Consider the following 17548-nt stretch of genomic DNA (forward strand, 5'->3'; position numbering starts at 1 on the left):
ACAATCTTCTGGTTATTGCATTTATGTCTGATAGCTCAATTCCATCGCCCGAAGCCTTCCTCGTTGACTATGTGCGACGCCTTGAGCGGCGCAAGGAAGGCGTTGGTGCGATTCATGTGCATTTTTCCAAATTGTTGCCGTTTAACCGCCGCGACCATCACATCAGGACTGCGATTACTGCCTTTGAAGAAATTGTACCGGAAGTAACCGGTCGCATTTTTACGCTGTCAAACCAGGACCTGATTTTCATCTTTGATGCTGCTGAGATGGACGAGGTGAATGCGGTCATTTTCCGCCTGAAGTTCCTGTTCAATGACGATCCGCTGATCAGCGATGGCAAGGATGAAAGCGGCGCGCCAGCAACCTTCACCGACTATTACGATGTCGGCCAGCAATATAAGGAATTCCTGCATCTGACGCAGATGCTGGTGCGCGCGAATGCCAATCGCCCGAAGGTGGTAAGCAAGGCGGCTGAGCGTCACAATGACCATCCGGAACTTAGCGATGACCGTGCGCCACTGACGCCAAAGATCCTTGGCCGGATTGATGAATCCCTGCGCCGGGCCGATTTGTCCAACCTGATGCGCCGTCAGGCGATCTGTGCCGTGGTTGGTGATGCCCATCCGACACCGGTTTTCCATGAATTGTTCATTTCAATCAAGGATCTGCAGGAAACCCTGCTGCCCGATGTCAATGTGTTGTCAAACCGTTGGCTGTTTCAGCATCTGACAGAAATTCTTGATCGACGCATGCTGTCGCTTTTAACGCGCTCCAATGATGCATCGGTGACCGGCTCTGTCAGTATCAATCTGAACGTATCAACATTGCTGTCCCCGGACTTCCTGACATTTGACAGTAACGTCAAGGCAGGTCAGCGCGGAACAATCGTTCTGGAACTTCAGAAGATCGATATTTTTGCTGATTTGGGTGCATTCTTCTTTGCACGGGATTTCTGTCGGGATCGCGGTTACCGCATCTGCATTGATGGCATCAGTTATCTGTCGCTGCCCTATATCAATCGTAACAAGCTTGGCGTTGATATGATTAAGATGCTGTGGGATCCGGAAATGGAAAACATGGATGAAGAGCATCGCGAAGCCATGCGTGCGGCCGTGGCCGAGTCAGGTGACACCCGGGTCATTCTGTGTCGTTGCGATGATGAACGTGCCATCAAGTTTGGTCATTCGATCAATATCACCATGTTCCAGGGCCGCCATGTGGAGCATCTGATGAACGAACGAACAAAAAAATAGCGCCGGAAACGCGACGCTATTTGGTTCTTGTGATGACAACAGCTGGCTCAGGCGCCGTCCTTGCCATCAATTCCCGCCTTTTCAAATGTCGCCATACCGGTGTGACATTCAGCAGCCGCCCGCAAAAGCGGAATAGCAAGTGCTGCCCCCGATCCTTCGCCAAGGCGCATGCCGAAATCAATCAGCGCCTGCTTGCCCAGTTTATCAATCAGACGGGTGTGGCCCGGCTCTGCCGATACATGCCCGATCAGGCAATGATCAAGTGCATCGGCACGCATAGCTGCCAAAACCGCGCCTGCGGCACATGAAACATAACCATCCAGCAAAACCGGAACCCGCGAAAAGCGTGCCGCAATGATCGCACCGGCCATGGCCGCAATTTCACGTCCCCCGACACAGCGCAGAACATCCAAACCGTCATGCATCTGGTTCTTGTGCAGAATGATTGCGTCACCCACAACACGCGTTTTGCGGTCAAGGGTTGTGTCATCAATCCCGGTACCGCGACCAGTCCAGTCGCCTGCATTCCCGCCATAAAGCGCGTGGGCGATGGCGGCGGCCGACGTAGTGTTGCCAATGCCCATTTCGCCGGGCACAAAAAGATCCAGTCCCTTTTCGATGGCGCTCATGCCAAAGGCCATCGCTTCGGCACAGCCCTCGTCATCCATCGCAGGTTCATTGGCAAAATCGTTTGTCGGCACTTCAAGTGCGACTTCCATAACGCGAAGTTCTGCATCGACAGACTTGCAGATCTGGTTGATTGCGGCCCCGCCGTTAATAAAGTTCTCGACCATCTGCTGGTTAACACTGGCCGGGAAGGCCGAAACGCCCTGTGCAACAACACCATGACTGCCGGCAAAGACCGTAACACGGGGGCGTGACATGCGCGGGCGCGATGTTCCCTGCCACCCGGCGAGCCACATGCTGAAATCTTCAAGTCGGCCAAGCGATCCCGCAGGTTTGGTCAATGTTGGTTCGCGTTCGGCGACGGCGGCCTGTGCATCCTGATCGACATCGGGAAGTTCGGCCAGCAGGGCGCGAATTTCCTCAAGGTTTTGTGGCGGGTGTTTCGGGTTGAACATGTGGGTCTCCGGCTGGCGGCAAAGGTGCCTGGGGTCCTGACGGTAGTGTGTTCCGCTTGGCTTCCGGGATGGGAATGATTAGGCTCGGAAACCAGTTGTCTAAGACGGCTCAGAAAGTCAGCCCAAACTAGGCCCGGGCGTGGCAGATTGCCAGTTTGAAAATCGGAAATTTATGATATCCAAAGATCATAACCAAAACGAAACAAATATGCAAAGCGCAGATTTATCGAAAAATGAGGACGCGGACGCCGCCGTTGACGCACCAGTAAAGACATCTGTGATTTCTGATTTCTGGCGTGCCTTGGCCTTGCTAAGCCGTGTGCCGGTGCATGGAATTGACGATTTCCGCGCCGAGCTGATTGCAAGATCCGTCTGGTCCTGGCCACTGGTTGGTTTGTTGCTGGCTGGATTTGCCATGCTGCCAGCGATGCTGGTTTATCAATTGACGGAAAATATCCTGATATTCGCGATCATTGCCCTGGCAGGCATGGTGCTTCTGACTGGCTGCATGCACGAAGACGGCATGGCTGACTGCGCGGACGGATTTGGTGGTGGGTTTGAACGTGCGCGCAAACTGGAAATCATGCGTGACAGTCAAATCGGTACCTATGGTGTCGTCGCCCTGGTCTTGTGTTTCGGGCTGCGACTTGTCCTGATGTCTGTGGCCGGTGACGGCGGGCAGGCTGCGATCCTGTTTCTGGTTATGGCGATATCATCGCGTGCAGCCATGCCGATCGTGATGCATATCCTGCCCCCGGCGCGTAACGACGGTTTGGGCAAAGGTGCGGGAACACCAAGTCTGATGATGGTCGGGCTCGCGGTACTCCTCGCAGCGATCCTGGCGTTCGTTTTGACGGGTTTGACCACAACCGTTGTGGTTCTGGCTGGTGCGTTTTTGGCTGTTGGTCTTGTGGCGATGGTGGCGAAATGGCAAATCGGTGGCCAGACGGGTGATGTTTTGGGCGCAACCCAGTTGCTAAGCGAACTTTTTGTCGGAATTGCCTTTGTCGCGGTCATCTGACGATCTGGGCAAGAAAAGGGGATACGAACCCAATGAAAACAACAAGATGGTGGTTGGTGCGTCATGCCCCGGTCCAAAACCCCAAACGTCTGGTCTATGGCCAAAGTGACATGCCAGCGGATCTTTCCGATGAAAAGGCGATCAACACTCTTGCCCGGCAATTGCCAGTATCTGCGACATGGGTGACCAGCCACCTGTCGCGTACACAGGATACGGCGCGTAGCCTGCAACGTTTCATGGAAGCAGACCATGCGTTGCAGGCAGAAAGCGGATTTGCCGAGCAGCACTTTGGTGACTGGGAGCTGCAGAACTGGAACGATTTGCCCAAGGGTGAAACAACGCGTTTCTGGACCGATTTTGCCCGACAGCACCCCCCTAAGGGTGAAAGTTTCGCCGATGTTGTCGGGCGTGTTGGTCCGGTCTTTTCCCGGTTAAATGATGCATTTGCCGGTCGCGATATCGTGGCTGTCATTCATGGCGGGACGGTGCGCGCCATATTGGCCAATGCCTTGGGCTTGTCGCTTGAAACGGCATTGGCGTTTCATGTCGATACGTTGGGTTTGACCAAACTTGAATTCATCGACGAGGTCGACGAACCCGGCTGGCGTGTGACCGCGGTCAATCAGCGATTTTAAGGTTTCGTCCCTAGGCGGATGCGAGTTCGATGTCCGATGCCATGTCATCAAGCGCGTGTTCAGCCAGATAGCGGTCTACCATATCCGGCTCAAGGTCATGGTTTTCGCAAATATCGAATACATCGCGCAGATAGGCCTGATAATACGGGACCGGTCGGCTGCGTGATTTGGCCCGCAATTTGGCGACATTCGGGAAATCTGCCGCAAAGGATGCGCTTTCGATTGCCTGAATGATGGTGTCGTCAATGATGGCAGCTGGCATACCGCAATAGGTTTTGCCACAGGCAGACAACATCTTGCTGGCAGTCGGAACGGATATGCCCGGCTGCGCAAGCAATTCGTTCAACTCATCGTTCCCGAAGTCGGAAATCGACATCAGCGTTACAAGCGTCGGCATATCGCGAACAAGCAGCGATAATGCGTTCACGCGAATGCCGCGTTCATGGGACCAGATGATGGAGGCGATCACCCCCTTCGAGGCATCCTGAGCAAAAATTTCCCGAACGTCGCGCCGTGCCAGCGTGATTTCGCCCTCAATCGCATATTCTTCCAGGAAGTCCTGAAAAGATCTGTCCGGACTGTTCAGGCGACCAAGCAATCCCAGCCACATGTCCTTGCGAGAGGAAGTGGTCCAGGTTGGCGCAGTCGACTGTCGGATTTTCAATAGGTGAGACCGTATAGCCATTTGTGCTCACAAACTTCCAGATTACCCCAAGAGTTTTGGCGCAGATTTTTCTGCTGCCAGCCGGGTGCTTGTTCTTTTGTTCCCGGTTTTGCGCGAGATTGCGGATTTTTCCGTCTGTAGTTTCAGCGCGACGTCTTGATGTTGTCTGAAATGGTAGGGGCCCTCAAGCAGACAATTCTTACAAATACTGACCTTCCGGTTAGGTCGTGTGTATCAGACAGCTTGAAGGGCCGAGATTGACCTTTGGCATTTATGGCAAACCTGCTAGGTTCGGCGCACCGTTCGGTGATGGGAAATCGGTGCAAGGCCGATGCTGCCCCCGCAACTGTATCGGGTTGGGCGATCCGGGTCGGCGCGTGGCGCCAGACCAGCCACCGGGCAACCGGGAAGGCGGACCGCTTTCATGCCCGCAGCCAGGAAACCTGCCGAAGGTGTCACTATTCTTTAGAAGGTGGCGACGCAATCGGGCCTCGGTGGGAGGCCATGGCGAGGAACAAACGGGATGACCCAGATTTTACCCCCTGACGGCCCCTCTGGCGGGACGCATCTGATCCTTGGTGGGGCGCGATCCGGCAAAAGCCGGTTTGCCGAAAACATTATCAATCACGCAGGTGGTGGCACATATATCGCAACCGGGCGGGCCTGGGATGATGAAATGGCCAACCGCATCGATCTTCACAAACAATCGCGCGGCGATCTCTGGCAGACAGTGGAAGAACCGCTTGAGCTCTGCGCTGCCTTACAGACCTGTAATGTCACAGGTGGCAAACCGGTTCTGGTCGATTGCCTGACCTTGTGGCTGACCAATCTCATGCTTGAAGACCGCGATATTGACGCCGAGACTGAGGCCCTTTGCGATCTGGTGCCGAAACTTGTTGTGCCGGTGCTTCTGGTCTCAAACGAGGTCGGCTTTGGCATTGTGCCGGAAAATGCGATGGCACGCGCCTTTCGGGATCATGCCGGGCGCCTGCATCAACGCATCGCCGAACTGGCTGACAAGGTGACCCTTGTGGTGGCCGGCATACCGATGCAGGTGAAATAGCAACATAAAGAATTGAATTTTAAGGACTTTACAAATGGCACAATTGGGCAAAATCCCCGCAACCGTCATTACCGGTTTTCTGGGGGCAGGCAAAACAACGATGATCCGCAACATGCTGGAAAATGCCGATGGCAAACGCATTGCGCTGATTATCAATGAGTTTGGCGATCTGGGCGTGGATCGCGGCATCATCAATGGATGCGGTATCGAAGGCTGCGAAGAAGATGATGTGGTTGAACTGGCCAATGGCTGCATCTGCTGCACGGTGGCAGATGACTTTCTGCCAACCATCCAGAACCTGATTGATCGTGAAACACCACCTGACCATATCGTTATCGAAACATCTGGCCTTGCCCTGCCAAAACCCTTGGTAAAGGCGTTTAACTGGCCCGAAGTCCGGTCGCGTGTGACAGTTGACGGCGTGGTGGCTGTGCTTGATGGCGCGGCCCTGCGCGATGGTCTTTTTGCCCATGATCATCACGCGGTACAGGCCCAGCGCGAAGCTGATGACAATCTGGATCATGAAAGCCCGCTTGAGGAACTGTTCGAAGAACAACTTCACTGTGCGGATATGGTGGTTCTGAACAAGACGGACCTTCTGACCGATGCCGAACGCAGCAAGGTCGAAGCAGATATCCGTGCAGAATTGAAAAAGCCGTCGGTCAAGATTATCGCAACCGACCATTCACGGGTGGAAAATGCCATCCTGCTGGGTCTGGGTGCTGCTGCCGAGGATGACCTTGATAGCAGACCGAGCCATCATGACGATGGTCACGAACACGACCATGACGATTTCGACAGTTTCGTTGTCTCGCTTGATGCGATCAGCGATCCGGCGACGCTTGAGAAGCGCCTGATTGATGTTGTGCGCCAATTTGATGTTTTGCGGATCAAGGGATTCCTGGATGTGCCGGGCAAACCGATGCGCCATGTGGTTCAGGGGGTTGGCGAACGTTTCCAGCGCTATTTCGACCGTCCGTGGGCGGATGGCGAAACCCGCCGTTCCGAACTGGTCGTGATTGGTCTGCATGGTCTGGACCGTGCAGCGATTGAAGCCGCCATCAAGGCCGCCTGAATCCATTCTACCGGATGAAACTTGGCTGAGACCGGATGGATTTTTACATCCGGTCCTGGTCGCCTTTTCGACGTAACGACGCAAGAATACGGATCCCCAAATGCATCTATTGGCAGCCCAGCCCGGAATGGTCACGGATGGCAGCGAGGCCGTCGACCTTGGACAGCAACCCGGCGATGTGGTGATTCTGTCTGCGGCCGAGTCTGAGCTGGCCTGCCTTGCCGGGGCACAAGGGCGTCTGGTGGATGCATTCGGCGATCAAACTCCGTCCTTGCGTCTGGCAAGCTTGCTGCAGCTTGGCCATAACATGTCAGTTGATCTCTATATCGACGATGTGCTTTCCGATGCCAAATTCATCATCGTTCGCATTCTGGGCGGGCGCGGTTATTGGGATTACGGTATCGAACAACTGGTTGTCCTTGCGCGTGCCAAAGACATTCCCCTGATCCTGTTGCCCGGTGATGATCAACCCGATGCTGAACTTTTATCGCTTTCGACCGTCAAGGGGCGGGAATATCAGAATATCTGGCGTTACCTGATCGAGGGCGGACCGCAAAACTCCGAGAATTTACTTCGTCTTATATACGAAAACTTAAATTCAAGCGTGAACTGGAACTGGTCACCTGCCGCGCCACTGGTCAAGGCCGGGGGCTATTGGCCCGGCAAGGCGCAGGCAAGCCTTGATGAAATCCGCGTTAACTGGGTTGAAAATCAACCGGTTACGCCGATTATCTTCTATCGTTCACTGGTACAGGCCGCCAATCTGGATGTTATTGACGCGCTGGTTGAGGAACTTTGTGCCAATGGTCTGAATCCATTGCCAATTTTTGTCGCCAGTCTCAAGGATCCGGTGGCAGCGGCATTGGTCGAGGACTGGCTGGCAGAAACCAGTGCGGATTTGATCCTGAATACCACCGGGTTTGCGATATCTGTTCCGGGGTCAGAACGAAAAAATGGTCCGTTTGACGCGGTGGATGCCCCGGTCTTTCAGGTGGTGCTGTCGGGTGGTGGCGAAGAAGCCTGGCGCGAAGGTGTGAATGGTCTGGCCGCGCGTGATATTGCGATGAATGTCGCCCTGCCCGAAGTCGATGGCCGTATCCTTTCACGTGCTGTGTCGTTCAAGGGATCGGCTGGCAAGGATGACCTGACCCAGATTGATCTGGTGAAATACATCCCGGTCCGTGATCGCGTGGCCTTTACCGCCGAACTTGCCGCCAACTGGGTACGCTTGCGCAAATCGGATACAGCTTCGCGCAAGGTGGCGATGGTTATGGCGAACTATCCAAACAAGGATGCCCGCCTTGGCAACGGGGTCGGGCTTGATACCCCGGCCGGCATGATCGAAACACTTCGTGCGATGCAGGGCGAAGGATACAGGGTCAATGATCTGCCGGAAGATGGCGACGCCCTGATTGCTGCGATCAAGGCCGGGCCGACCAACGATTTCAAATCCCTTGCTGATCGCGAAATTCGCGTGACCTTGTCTCGTACGGACTACCAAAAGGCGCTTGATGCCCTGCCACCGGCCATCCGGGATCAGGTAATTGAGGCCTGGGGCGACCCGACGAATGATCCGTTCTATCTGGCGGGTCAGGATGCCTTTGCGCTTTCCATCCTGCCGCTTGGCAATGTGGTGATCGGGTTGCAGCCCGCGCGTGGCTATAACATTGATCCGCTTGAAAGCTATCACTCGCCCGATCTGGTGCCGCCGCACAACTATTTCGCCTTTTATATCTGGCTGCGTCATGTGTTTGGCGTCGATGCGATCATTCATTTTGGCAAGCATGGCAATATGGAATGGCTGCCGGGCAAGTCGCTGGCGCTGTCCGAGGATTGCTTCCCGGAGGCCGTTTTTGGTCCGACACCGCATTTCTATCCGTTTATCGTCAATGATCCGGGCGAAGGCACACAGGCCAAACGCCGCGCCCAGGCGGTGATCCTTGATCATTTGACCCCGCCTTTGACCCGGGCGGAAAGCTATGGGCCGCTCAAGGATCTCGAAGCGCTGGTCGATGAATACTATGATGCCGCCGCGGTTGATCCCCGCCGTCTTGTGATCCTCAAACGCGATATCCTTGAACTGGCGATTCGCATAGGCCTTGACCGTGATTGCGGCATCGAGGCGGGCGAGGACGAAGAAAGCGCGCTGGCCAAGCTTGATAACTATCTGTGCGAGCTCAAGGAACTGCAGATCCGTGACGGACTGCATATCTATGGCAAGGCCCCGGATGGCGATCTTTTGACCGATCTTCTGGTCGCACTTGCACGGCTACCGCGTGGTGCGGACACCGGCCCCAAGGCGTCCCTGCATCGCGCGATTGCCAGGGATATCCTTGATGATCCCGCGTTTGATCCGCTTGATTGTGCCTTTGCCGAATTCTGGCCGGGCGCCAAGCCCGAAATTCTCGCGCACTATGACGGCGAAGATATCGGACCATGGCGCACCACCGGCGATACTGTGGAACGGATCGAGCTTTTGGCACGTGATCTGGTCAAGGGAACGGTGAAGGCCGACCCGGCGTGGTCAGCCGTCTGTGACGTTATTTCTGATATCGAAACGACTATTCGGCCGTCGGTTGTTGGTTGCGGTCCGGCCGAGATCGAAGGCCTTTTGCGTGGCCTTGCAGGCAAGTTCGTTGAACCCGGGCCATCTGGCGCGCCGACCCGTGGCCGACCGGATGTGTTGCCGACCGGGCGCAATTTCTATTCGGTTGATACCCGTACCGTGCCAACCCCGGCGGCCTGGCAGTTGGGATGGAAATCAGCGGAGTTGCTGCTGGAACGCCATGTGCAGGATCACGGCGAATGGCCAGCGGCGCTGGGGCTTTCGGTCTGGGGTACGAGCAATATGCGTACTGGTGGCGATGATATCGCGCAGGCGCTTGCCCTGATGGGGGTACGCCCGACCTGGGATAGTGCATCGCGCCGGGTGACCGGCTTTGAAATCATGCCGGCATCGGTGTTGGGGCGTCCGCGTGTTGACGTCACCTTGCGGATTTCTGGTTTCTTCCGCGATGCCTTTCCCGGCCTGATAGATCTGTTTGACAGTGCGGTAAGGGCGGTGGCCGACAAAGCTGATGAACCCGATGACGCCAATCCGATTGCTGTGCGCGTGCGGGCCGAAACCGAAAAACTCCGTGTGAATGGAATGGATCAGGATCAGGCCGCCCGACAAGCTGGCTTCCGGGTGTTTGGTTCCAAACCCGGCGCCTATGGGGCCGGGTTGCAGGCGATGATTGATGAAAAACTCTGGGAAGACGAAGACGATCTTGCCGATGCCTACCTTGCCTGGGGCAGCTATGCCTATGGCAACGGGGCCGAAGGCACGGCGGCACGCGATCTGTTTGAAACCCGCCTCAGTAAGGTCGATGCGATTGTCCACAATCAGGATAACCGCGAACATGATCTGCTGGATTCCGATGACTATTATCAGTTCGAAGGCGGAATGACATCGGCTGTGCTTAGTTTATCAGGCAAGCAGCCAACGGTTTATCACAGCGACCATTCCCGTCCCGAAAGCCCGAAGATCCGGACACTCGAAGAAGAAATTGCACGTGTTGTTCGGGCGCGTGTGGTGAACCCCAAATGGATCAAGGGGGTAATGCGCCACGGCTACAAGGGCGCGTTCGAGATGGCGGCAACAGTCGATTACATGTTTGCATTTGCTGCCACAGCACGTTGCGTCGCTGATCATCACTTTGATCTGGTCTATGACGCTTATCTTGGCGATGCAGAGATACGCGATTTCATCGCCGATCATAATCCCGACGCGCTTCAAGATATCAAAGACCGCCTGCGTGAGGCAATTGAGCGCGGGCTGTGGCAGCCGCGCCGCAACAGTGTTTCCGCCGATCTGGTGCCATAATCTGTCAACTGATGCTTGTCATTGGAATCACGGGAATTTTACCGTGGGAACAAACCGGGCAGTTGAAACGTTACGTTTTCGCACCATATCTCAATTAACCAACTGTTAATAAGTTGTGAGGGACGGGGCACCCCTATCGGATCGCCTGCACGGGAAGCAGGATGATTGAACAGATCGGAGGCCGCGATGGATATCAAGACCAACGTTCGTTTGCCTGATTATCTGCAAACTCCAATACCCGCCCATGGGCGGCATGCAGATATCGTCAACTTCCTGCTTTCTGACTTTGACATGCCTGAATGGTTGCGTGCGGACTTGCACGGCGATGGACGCTATCGCCCGGCGCGCGGTGCCATTCGCGCAGTGCTGGACGTGCGCGAACACTTTAACGGTGTTCACCGGCCGGTGACGTTTGACGAGTTTCATGCCGGCATGACAGAGCTTGTCCACCATCTTCCCGGTCCCGATCAGACCAAATTTGAAATCAATGCCAAGGTGAAGATTTACTGGCGCTACCTGCAAGGGGTCGAACGCCAGGTTTGGCGCACGGCCATTGCTGTTGCCCATCTGCGTATGGATCACTTCCCGGTGGTGCGTGAATTCAAAACCCTCATTGAACAGGTCGCGATCAGCCGCGACTGGCTAGAAAAACGCCTGGAGGTGGTTGAAAAAAGCTTCCAAAGCCCGGCGGCTGCGCGCAACGATGCCGTTCGCAAGGCTCTGCATCGTTTGCGCCGCATGTCACCCGGTGACCGTCTGCAACTGTTTAACAAGGCCCGGATGCGCCGCCCGGAATTGCGCAATATCGATATGCGTGAACCCGATAAATGGGCTGATCTGGTGACTGGCGATCTTGGATTGACCACCGGCGACGGTGCCAGCTTGTAACGCTGATTGGCTTTGGTTTGCAGTCACAAGATAAAGGAACAGCGCGATCCTTGGGGTCGCGCTTTTCTTTTGCGGGATTGTCTTAAGGCAGGCATGGGGGCAAACTTGATGCCCAATATCTCAGGGCAGGCAGGCGCATCGCGTGAAGAACTTGATTCCAATATTCTTTTGGCTCCCATGGCTCCCGGCTTTGGCCTTCGTCGGCCTGCTTTGGTACGGAACACCCGCAACAGCCGCGGATGGCAATGATTGGGCGCCTGTCCCGACCGGACCGTTCCACTGGCAACTGCAAGGGGTGCTTGACGTCGATCCCTCCATCCGGGTCGTGGGTGGGGATCTTTTCGATATATCAGCTGATCAGGTCGCCGCTTGGCGGACTGCCGGGCTTTATCCGATTTGCTATGTCAATGTCGGCGCGGTAGAGGATTGGCGCGATGATGCGCAGGACTTTCCACGCGATGCGATTGGTGCGCCCTATTGGGGGTGGGACGGTGAAAACTGGCTTGATATCAGCCGGTTTGAACGCTTTGTCGATGTTATCAGGGCGCGTCTTGATCTGTGCCGCGACAAGGGGTTTCTGGCGATTGAGCCTGACAACATAGACGCCTATGAAGCCGATCAAAGCAGCAAGCCGACAGGCTTTGACATTTCGCGCTCCGATCAGCTGCGCTATGTGAACTGGCTCATCAAGGAGGCCCATATGCGGGGCCTTGCCATCGGGCAGAAAAATGCTGCTGACCTTGTACCCGATCTGGTCGGTCGGATGGATTTTGCCTTGCTGGAATCGGCCCATCGCCTTGGCTTTATGGGGGAATTTGACCCTTATGTTGAGCAAGGAAAGCCTGTTTTTGCCGTCGAATATCTTGATGAAGGCGCTGATGCGATGACCTTTTGCCCGGTGGCGGACGCGCACGGATTTCAGGGCGTCATTGCGCGCATCGACCTTGATCAGACACCGCAAAACTGCCCTTGAGCCCAAGCTGCTTTCGCTGCATTCTGTGGCGGCATTTCAAAGGGAAGAAACAATGACCGACAAAAGCCAGCCAGACGTCGATATTAATGCGCGCCATGATGAAAAAATGAAGAAAATCAAGGCCGCGCGCGACAAGATGATGGCCCAGAAGATCGACAAAAAGGGCCTGATCATTGTCCATACCGGCAAGGGCAAGGGCAAGTCATCCTCTGCCTTTGGCATGGCGATGCGCTGTGTCGGCCATGACATGAAAGTCGGCGTTGTCCAGTTCATCAAGGGCGGCTGGGAAACTGGCGAGGCTAAGCTTCTGAAAAAGTTCCCCGATCTTTGTGAGTTTCATGCCATGGGGGCGGGCTTTACCTGGGAAACCCAGAACCGCGCACAGGATGTCGCACTGGCGCGCGAAGCATGGGGCAAGGCGTTGGAAATGCTGCGTGATCCAAGCTATTCGATGGTGATCCTCGACGAGATCAACATCGTTCTGCGCTATGATTTCCTGCCGCTTGATGATGTGCTTGAAGCACTCGCCAACAAATTGCCAGATCAACACATTGTCCTGACCGGGCGGAATGCCCCCGATACCCTGATCGAGGCGGCCGATCTGGTCACGGAAATGACCATGGTCAAACACCCGTTCCGTGAACAGGGCATCAAGGCACAGATCGGCGTTGAATTCTGATCCGGCTTGATCATCTGAAAGAAAGTTTTGAAACCGGAATGAGTGCGCAATCCGTTCCCGCCCTGATGTTGCAAGGTACCGGTTCCGATGTCGGGAAATCCTTGCTGGTGGCCGGATTGTGCAGGGCCTATGCGCGTCGGGGCCTTCGGGTGCGCCCGTTCAAACCGCAAAACATGTCCAATAACGCTGCTGTCACCGATGACGGTGGCGAGATCGGCCGTGCGCAGGCTCTTCAGGCACGTGCGGCGGGTGTTGCGACATCCATCCATATGAACCCTGTCCTGCTGAAGCCGCAAAGTGATATCGGCGCGCAGGTGGTCGTGCAGGGCAAGGTCATGACCAGTGCCAAGGCGCGCGATTATTATCGTCTCAAACGCGATCTTTTGCCCAAGGTGGTGGAAAGCTTCGAGGTCATGGCAAGTGACGCCGACCTTGTCCTGATCGAAGGTGCAGGGTCCCCGGCCGAGGTAAACTTGCGCGCATCTGACATTGCCAATATGGGCTTTGCCGAGGCCATTGGTGTGCCTGTCATTCTGGTCGGTGATATTGATCGTGGCGGGGTGATTGCCTCTATTGTCGGCACGCATGCATTGCTGTCCGATGAGGATCGCCGATGGCTTAAGGGCTATGTGATCAACAAGTTTCGTGGCGATGTGTCGCTGTTTGAACCGGCCACCGGCATCATTGCCGAAAGATGCGGCCTAAAAAGTTACGGTATCGCAACGTACTGGCCCAATGCCCATAAACTTCCTGCCGAAGATGGCGTAGCGCTGGAAAAAGCCGGGAAATATCACCGCAAGGCCGGGGATGCGACGAACGCAATTCTGCGCATCGCGGTGCCGCATCTGCCCCGTATTGCCAATTTTGATGATCTTGATCCGCTCGCGGCCGAGGATGATGTGGAATTGCTGGTGATAAAGCCGGGGCAAGTGATCCCGGGGGATTGTGATCTGGTGTTGTTGCCGGGCTCAAAATCGACCATGGCCGACCTTCGGTTCCTGAAAGACCAGGGCTGGGATATCGATATTCAGGCCTATTACCGCCGTGGCGGTCATGTGGTCGGCATTTGCGGCGGCTATCAGATGCTGGGCCGTATGGTTCATGACCCAAACGGGGTGGAAGGCGCACTGGGCAGTGAGGCCGGGCTGGGTCTTCTGGATGTTGAAACCGTCATGGCCGGTGACAAGACGCTTCGCAAAACAACCGGTCTGACGGTTGGTGATAACGCTGCTTTTGCCTCTGGAATTGCTGTTGATGGCTACGAAATCCATATGGGCCGAACCGATGGTCCGGATCGGGAACGCAGTTGGCTTGATCTGAATGGCACGTCTGATGGGGCGATTAGTGCGGATGGCCATGTTTTGGGGTGCTATTTGCACGGGCTGTTTGGCAGCGATCCTTTCCGCGATGCCTTTTTGGCAACCCTTCGTTCCGAAGAAGCGCGCCAAAGTACCCGTTTCGACGCCGGTATTGATGCCGCCCTTGATGAATTGGCCGATCATCTTGAAGCCTGCCTTGATCTTGATGGCATGCTGGAACTGGCCAAAAGCCGCGCGCCATGACCCGGGTGGCGGTTTTCTGTGTTATCGCCGCGAAAATCGCATCTCAGAGCCGTTCTAGGACTTTACTTCAACCGCGTTGCATGGTTTGAGATATCTTGCAGTTCCGGGTTGGAAACGAACCGGATTGCTTGCGGTTTTTAGAATGTTTGCGGCCGCGTGACGGGTCTTTGCAAAACGTTCATTCTTGGTCGGGTATCTTCACGCTTATGCGTCAGTTATATCATTTTTGGCTTTCACCCTTTTCGCGCAAAGTGCGCCTGGTTCTGGCCGAGAAAAAGCTGGATTTTGAACTCACAGCTGAACCGGTCTGGGAACGGCGTGATGACTTTTTGCTGCTTAATCCCGCCGGTGAAGTGCCTGTCCTCATCGAAGAAGACGGATCGGTTTTGTGTGATTCCGTCGTCATTTGCGAGTATCTCGACGAGGTCTATGAGGACGAGCCAAAACTGTTCGGATCCAACCCCAAGGAAAGAGCGGAAATCCGCCGCCTTGTCGCGTGGTTTGATGGCAAGTTCAATCGCGAGGCCACCGAACATCTGCTGGGCGAGAAGCTTCTGAAACGTTTCTTCTCGACCGGCACACCCGATACCAAGGTCCTGCGTGCCGGGCGGACCAACGCGGCCTATCACATGGACTATATCGGATGGCTGTTTGAACGCCGTAACTGGCTGGCAGGGGATCATCTGACCATGGCCGATCTGGCGGCCGCCGCACAGGTTTCCGTGATCGACTATATGGGCGATATCAACTGGTCAAAACATCCGCGTGCCAAGGACTGGTACATGCGGATCAAAAGCCGCCCTGCCATGCGCGATATTCTGGCAGACCGGCAGGCAAGTTTCCCGGCATCCAGCCATTATGCGGAACTGGATTTTGAATGAAGAATTCATCCATATCTGATGAATTCTATCCCGAAGGCGGGTTAAATACCGCCAGTTACGATCTTCGCGCTGATCTTGATCGCAAGATTTTTGAAGACCCTATTCCCTTCTATACCCGTCTGGCACCAAGCTTGGTGCACGAAAATGGCGTGCTTGAACTCGGTTGTGGCACCGGGCGAATCAGTGCCGCGATTGCCAGACTTGATGTCGCGGTCGAAGGCCTTGATCTGTCACCTGCGATGCTGGGTCAGGCACGCGCCAATTACCCCGATCTGACATGGCATCTTGGCAATATGTGCGACTTCGATCTGGGGCGGCAATTTGATCTGGTCATTATCCCGTTTCGCGGGCTTCAGGAAGTCACCGATGCCGATGATCAGCGACGTGCCCTTGAACGGGCCTTTGCCCATCTCAAACCCGGCGGGGCGATTGCCCTTGATCTGATGGATCCGGATTTGCGTTATTGCCTGCCCGAAGGTGATCCGGAGCCGGTCGAGCTTCCGATCTTTCCGATGCCAGATGGTGTTGGGCAGCCGGGCAGCCGTCTTCGCATCACGGCGCTGGAACGCACCAACGATCCCCTGACCCAGAAGTTCAGCGAACATTGGCGGTTTGAAGAAATCAACGATCAGGGCGATGTGATTAAACGCGAGGATTGCTGGCATCACCTGCGCTGGGTTCATCGCAGCGAAATGCGTTTGATGTTGGAACTATCCGGTTTTGTTTCGATAACGGAATTTTCTGACTTTCAGGGAAATCCCCCGAAATATGCCAGCAATCAGGTCTGGATGGCAAAACGGCCGGACTGATGCCCGGCCGTTTATACGCGATGTATTTGCGCTGATCTGTTTGCTGATCAGTTACCGGCGAACTTCGCGGCACTGGTCATGGTCTCTGCGCGCTCGTCAGCGGTCAGCGGTACCAGACCGTTATCGGCCAGAAGACCGTCTTCACCAATCACAGCGTCCGATACATAGGTCGAGATGAAGTCACCCAGGCTTTGTACCAGTTGCTGGTGGTCGTCCTTGACGTAAAGATAAAGCGCACGCGATGCCGGATAACTGCCATCAAGGATGGTTTCATAATCCGGTTCAATCCCGTTGATCGGAACACCCTGAAGACGTTCACGGTTACGCTCCAGATTGTTAAAGCCCATTACACCATATGAGGTCGGGTCTTTTTCAAGCTTGCTGATGACAAGCCGGTCATTCTCGCCCGCCTCGATATAGGCGCCGTCGTCGCGCAGCGTACGGCACAGAAGCCGGAAGCTGTCCGGATCGGATGCCTCAAGACTTGCGATATCGGAAAACGTCGCACACCCCTGATCAAGCAACAGCTGCCCCATCAAATCGCGTGTGCCCGAAGTTGGCGGCGGACCATACACGCGGATTTTCAGGTCCGGCAGGCTCGGGTCGATATCCGACCATTTTTCGTGCGGGTTGGGCACACTGGCACCCTTGACCGGAACCGTTCGGGCAAGGGCGAGGTAAAGCTGGCGGGCGGTAAGCGACATGTCTGGTGCGTCGCGCGATCCCAGCAAGACAATGCCGTCATAGCCGATCTTGATTTCGCTGATGTCGCGAACCGAATTCGCCGCACAAATGGCGGTTTCCGATCCTGTGATCGGGCGTGACGCATCGACAATATCGGGGAACTGTGCACCAATACCGCCACAAAACAGCTTGAATCCGCCACCCGAACCGGTGCTTTCAACCACCGGGGCCGGTGCGCCGGTGGTCTTGGCGAAATGTTCGGCGACCTTCGTGGTCAGCGGAAAGATCGTTGATGATCCAACGATCCTGATCTGATCACGGGCTTCTGCAGCAGGTGATGCCAGAAGCGCAATTGATGCAGCAAAGGTAGCCAAGGCAAGCGTGCGACGCATTTCGTCCCCCAAAAACTTTCCG

General features: G+C 55.4%; 15 protein-coding genes and 1 riboswitch. Of the genes, 12 read left to right on the plus strand and 3 right to left on the minus strand.

Annotated elements, in window-relative coordinates:
- Positions 1-23 precede the first annotated feature (23 nt).
- Positions 24-1253, plus strand: a complete 1230-nt coding sequence (locus tag AUQ43_RS16000; RefSeq protein WP_062957172.1) for a hypothetical protein — start codon at positions 24-26, stop codon at positions 1251-1253.
- Between the two features lie 47 nt (positions 1254-1300).
- Here the strand turns inward: AUQ43_RS16000 and cobT are convergent, their stop codons facing one another.
- Positions 1301-2335, minus strand: a complete 1035-nt coding sequence (cobT, locus tag AUQ43_RS16005) for a nicotinate-nucleotide--dimethylbenzimidazole phosphoribosyltransferase (RefSeq protein WP_062957173.1) — start codon at positions 2333-2335, stop codon at positions 1301-1303.
- A 208-nt stretch (positions 2336-2543) separates the two neighbouring features.
- Here cobT and cobS point away from each other — a divergent pair, with 208 nt between their 5' ends.
- Both cobS and AUQ43_RS16015 read left to right on the plus strand, forming a co-directional pair.
- The gene (gene cobS, locus AUQ43_RS16010; protein WP_232310706.1) at positions 2544-3356 is read left to right on the plus strand and encodes an adenosylcobinamide-GDP ribazoletransferase; all 813 of its coding nucleotides are present in this window, start codon (positions 2544-2546) and stop codon (positions 3354-3356) included.
- A gap of 32 nt (positions 3357-3388) precedes the next feature.
- Entirely contained in the window at positions 3389-3991 is a 603-nt protein-coding gene (locus AUQ43_RS16015; protein ID WP_084272124.1) for a histidine phosphatase family protein, read from the plus strand.
- Positions 3992-4001: 10 nt separating this feature from the next.
- On the opposite strand, the gene AUQ43_RS16020 is transcribed toward AUQ43_RS16015, so the two are convergent.
- Positions 4002-4676: a hypothetical protein gene (locus tag AUQ43_RS16020; RefSeq protein ID WP_062957175.1), complete on the minus strand. Its 675-nt coding sequence runs from the start codon at positions 4674-4676 to the stop codon at positions 4002-4004.
- Positions 4677-4930: 254 nt separating this feature from the next.
- Positions 4931-5121, plus strand: a riboswitch (cobalamin riboswitch).
- Between the two features lie 57 nt (positions 5122-5178).
- On the opposite strand from AUQ43_RS16020, the gene cobU reads away from it, so the two are divergent.
- The 9 genes from cobU (at position 5179) to AUQ43_RS16065 (ending at position 16450) form a co-directional block, all read left to right on the plus strand.
- Complete coding sequence (gene cobU, locus AUQ43_RS16025; RefSeq protein ID WP_062957176.1) at positions 5179-5718, plus strand: bifunctional adenosylcobinamide kinase/adenosylcobinamide-phosphate guanylyltransferase; 540 nt, start codon at positions 5179-5181, stop codon at positions 5716-5718.
- Positions 5719-5752: 34 nt separating this feature from the next.
- Positions 5753-6793 (plus strand): cobalamin biosynthesis protein CobW, encoded by a 1041-nt coding sequence (cobW, locus tag AUQ43_RS16030; protein WP_062957177.1) that lies wholly within the window; start codon positions 5753-5755, stop codon positions 6791-6793.
- Between the two features lie 100 nt (positions 6794-6893).
- Positions 6894-10658, plus strand: coding sequence for a cobaltochelatase subunit CobN (gene cobN / locus AUQ43_RS16035; RefSeq protein ID WP_062957178.1), 3765 nt, complete (start codon positions 6894-6896; stop codon positions 10656-10658).
- A 186-nt stretch (positions 10659-10844) separates the two neighbouring features.
- On the plus strand, positions 10845-11546 hold the full coding sequence (locus AUQ43_RS16040) for a hypothetical protein (RefSeq protein ID WP_062957179.1): 702 nt from the start codon (positions 10845-10847) through the stop codon (positions 11544-11546).
- A gap of 142 nt (positions 11547-11688) precedes the next feature.
- Complete coding sequence (locus tag AUQ43_RS16045) at positions 11689-12519, plus strand: endo alpha-1,4 polygalactosaminidase (RefSeq protein WP_232310707.1); 831 nt, start codon at positions 11689-11691, stop codon at positions 12517-12519.
- Positions 12520-12571: 52 nt separating this feature from the next.
- Positions 12572-13198 carry a cob(I)yrinic acid a,c-diamide adenosyltransferase gene (gene cobO, locus AUQ43_RS16050; protein WP_062957381.1) on the plus strand — a complete coding sequence of 209 codons (627 nt, stop codon included), beginning with the start codon at positions 12572-12574 and terminating at the stop codon, positions 13196-13198.
- A gap of 38 nt (positions 13199-13236) precedes the next feature.
- Entirely contained in the window at positions 13237-14760 is a 1524-nt protein-coding gene (locus AUQ43_RS16055; protein WP_062957180.1) for a cobyric acid synthase, read from the plus strand.
- Positions 14761-14966: 206 nt separating this feature from the next.
- Complete coding sequence (locus AUQ43_RS16060) at positions 14967-15641, plus strand: glutathione S-transferase family protein (RefSeq protein WP_062957181.1); 675 nt, start codon at positions 14967-14969, stop codon at positions 15639-15641.
- Complete coding sequence (locus tag AUQ43_RS16065) at positions 15638-16450, plus strand: trans-aconitate 2-methyltransferase (RefSeq protein WP_062957182.1); 813 nt, start codon at positions 15638-15640, stop codon at positions 16448-16450. The genes AUQ43_RS16060 and AUQ43_RS16065 overlap by 4 nt, the downstream gene beginning before the upstream one ends.
- Positions 16451-16497: 47 nt before the next feature.
- On the opposite strand, the gene AUQ43_RS16070 is transcribed toward AUQ43_RS16065, so the two are convergent.
- Positions 16498-17526, minus strand: coding sequence for a substrate-binding domain-containing protein (locus AUQ43_RS16070; protein WP_062957382.1), 1029 nt, complete (start codon positions 17524-17526; stop codon positions 16498-16500).
- Positions 17527-17548: the final 22 nt, after the last annotated feature.

The organism is Thalassospira sp. MCCC 1A01148, assembly GCF_001613795.1.
GTDB lineage: Bacteria > Pseudomonadota > Alphaproteobacteria > Rhodospirillales > Thalassospiraceae > Thalassospira.

Bases quoted from the DNA above. Each gene is read 5' to 3' on its own strand.
- AUQ43_RS16000 (WP_062957172.1), top strand. From the start codon at position 24: ATGTCTGATAGCTCAATTCCATCGCCCGAAGCCTTCCTCGTTGACTAT.
- cobT (WP_062957173.1), bottom strand. From the start codon at position 2,335: ATGTTCAACCCGAAACACCCGCCACAAAACCTTGAGGAAATTCGCGCC.
- cobS (WP_232310706.1), top strand. From the start codon at position 2,544: ATGCAAAGCGCAGATTTATCGAAAAATGAGGACGCGGACGCCGCCGTT.
- AUQ43_RS16015 (WP_084272124.1), top strand. From the start codon at position 3,389: ATGAAAACAACAAGATGGTGGTTGGTGCGTCATGCCCCGGTCCAAAAC.
- AUQ43_RS16020 (WP_062957175.1), bottom strand. From the start codon at position 4,676: ATGGCTATACGGTCTCACCTATTGAAAATCCGACAGTCGACTGCGCCA.
- cobU (WP_062957176.1), top strand. From the start codon at position 5,179: ATGACCCAGATTTTACCCCCTGACGGCCCCTCTGGCGGGACGCATCTG.
- cobW (WP_062957177.1), top strand. From the start codon at position 5,753: ATGGCACAATTGGGCAAAATCCCCGCAACCGTCATTACCGGTTTTCTG.
- cobN (WP_062957178.1), top strand. From the start codon at position 6,894: ATGCATCTATTGGCAGCCCAGCCCGGAATGGTCACGGATGGCAGCGAG.
- AUQ43_RS16040 (WP_062957179.1), top strand. From the start codon at position 10,845: ATGGATATCAAGACCAACGTTCGTTTGCCTGATTATCTGCAAACTCCA.
- cobO (WP_062957381.1), top strand. From the start codon at position 12,572: ATGACCGACAAAAGCCAGCCAGACGTCGATATTAATGCGCGCCATGAT.
- AUQ43_RS16055 (WP_062957180.1), top strand. From the start codon at position 13,237: ATGAGTGCGCAATCCGTTCCCGCCCTGATGTTGCAAGGTACCGGTTCC.
- AUQ43_RS16060 (WP_062957181.1), top strand. From the start codon at position 14,967: ATGCGTCAGTTATATCATTTTTGGCTTTCACCCTTTTCGCGCAAAGTG.
- AUQ43_RS16065 (WP_062957182.1), top strand. From the start codon at position 15,638: ATGAAGAATTCATCCATATCTGATGAATTCTATCCCGAAGGCGGGTTA.
- AUQ43_RS16070 (WP_062957382.1), bottom strand. From the start codon at position 17,526: ATGCGTCGCACGCTTGCCTTGGCTACCTTTGCTGCATCAATTGCGCTT.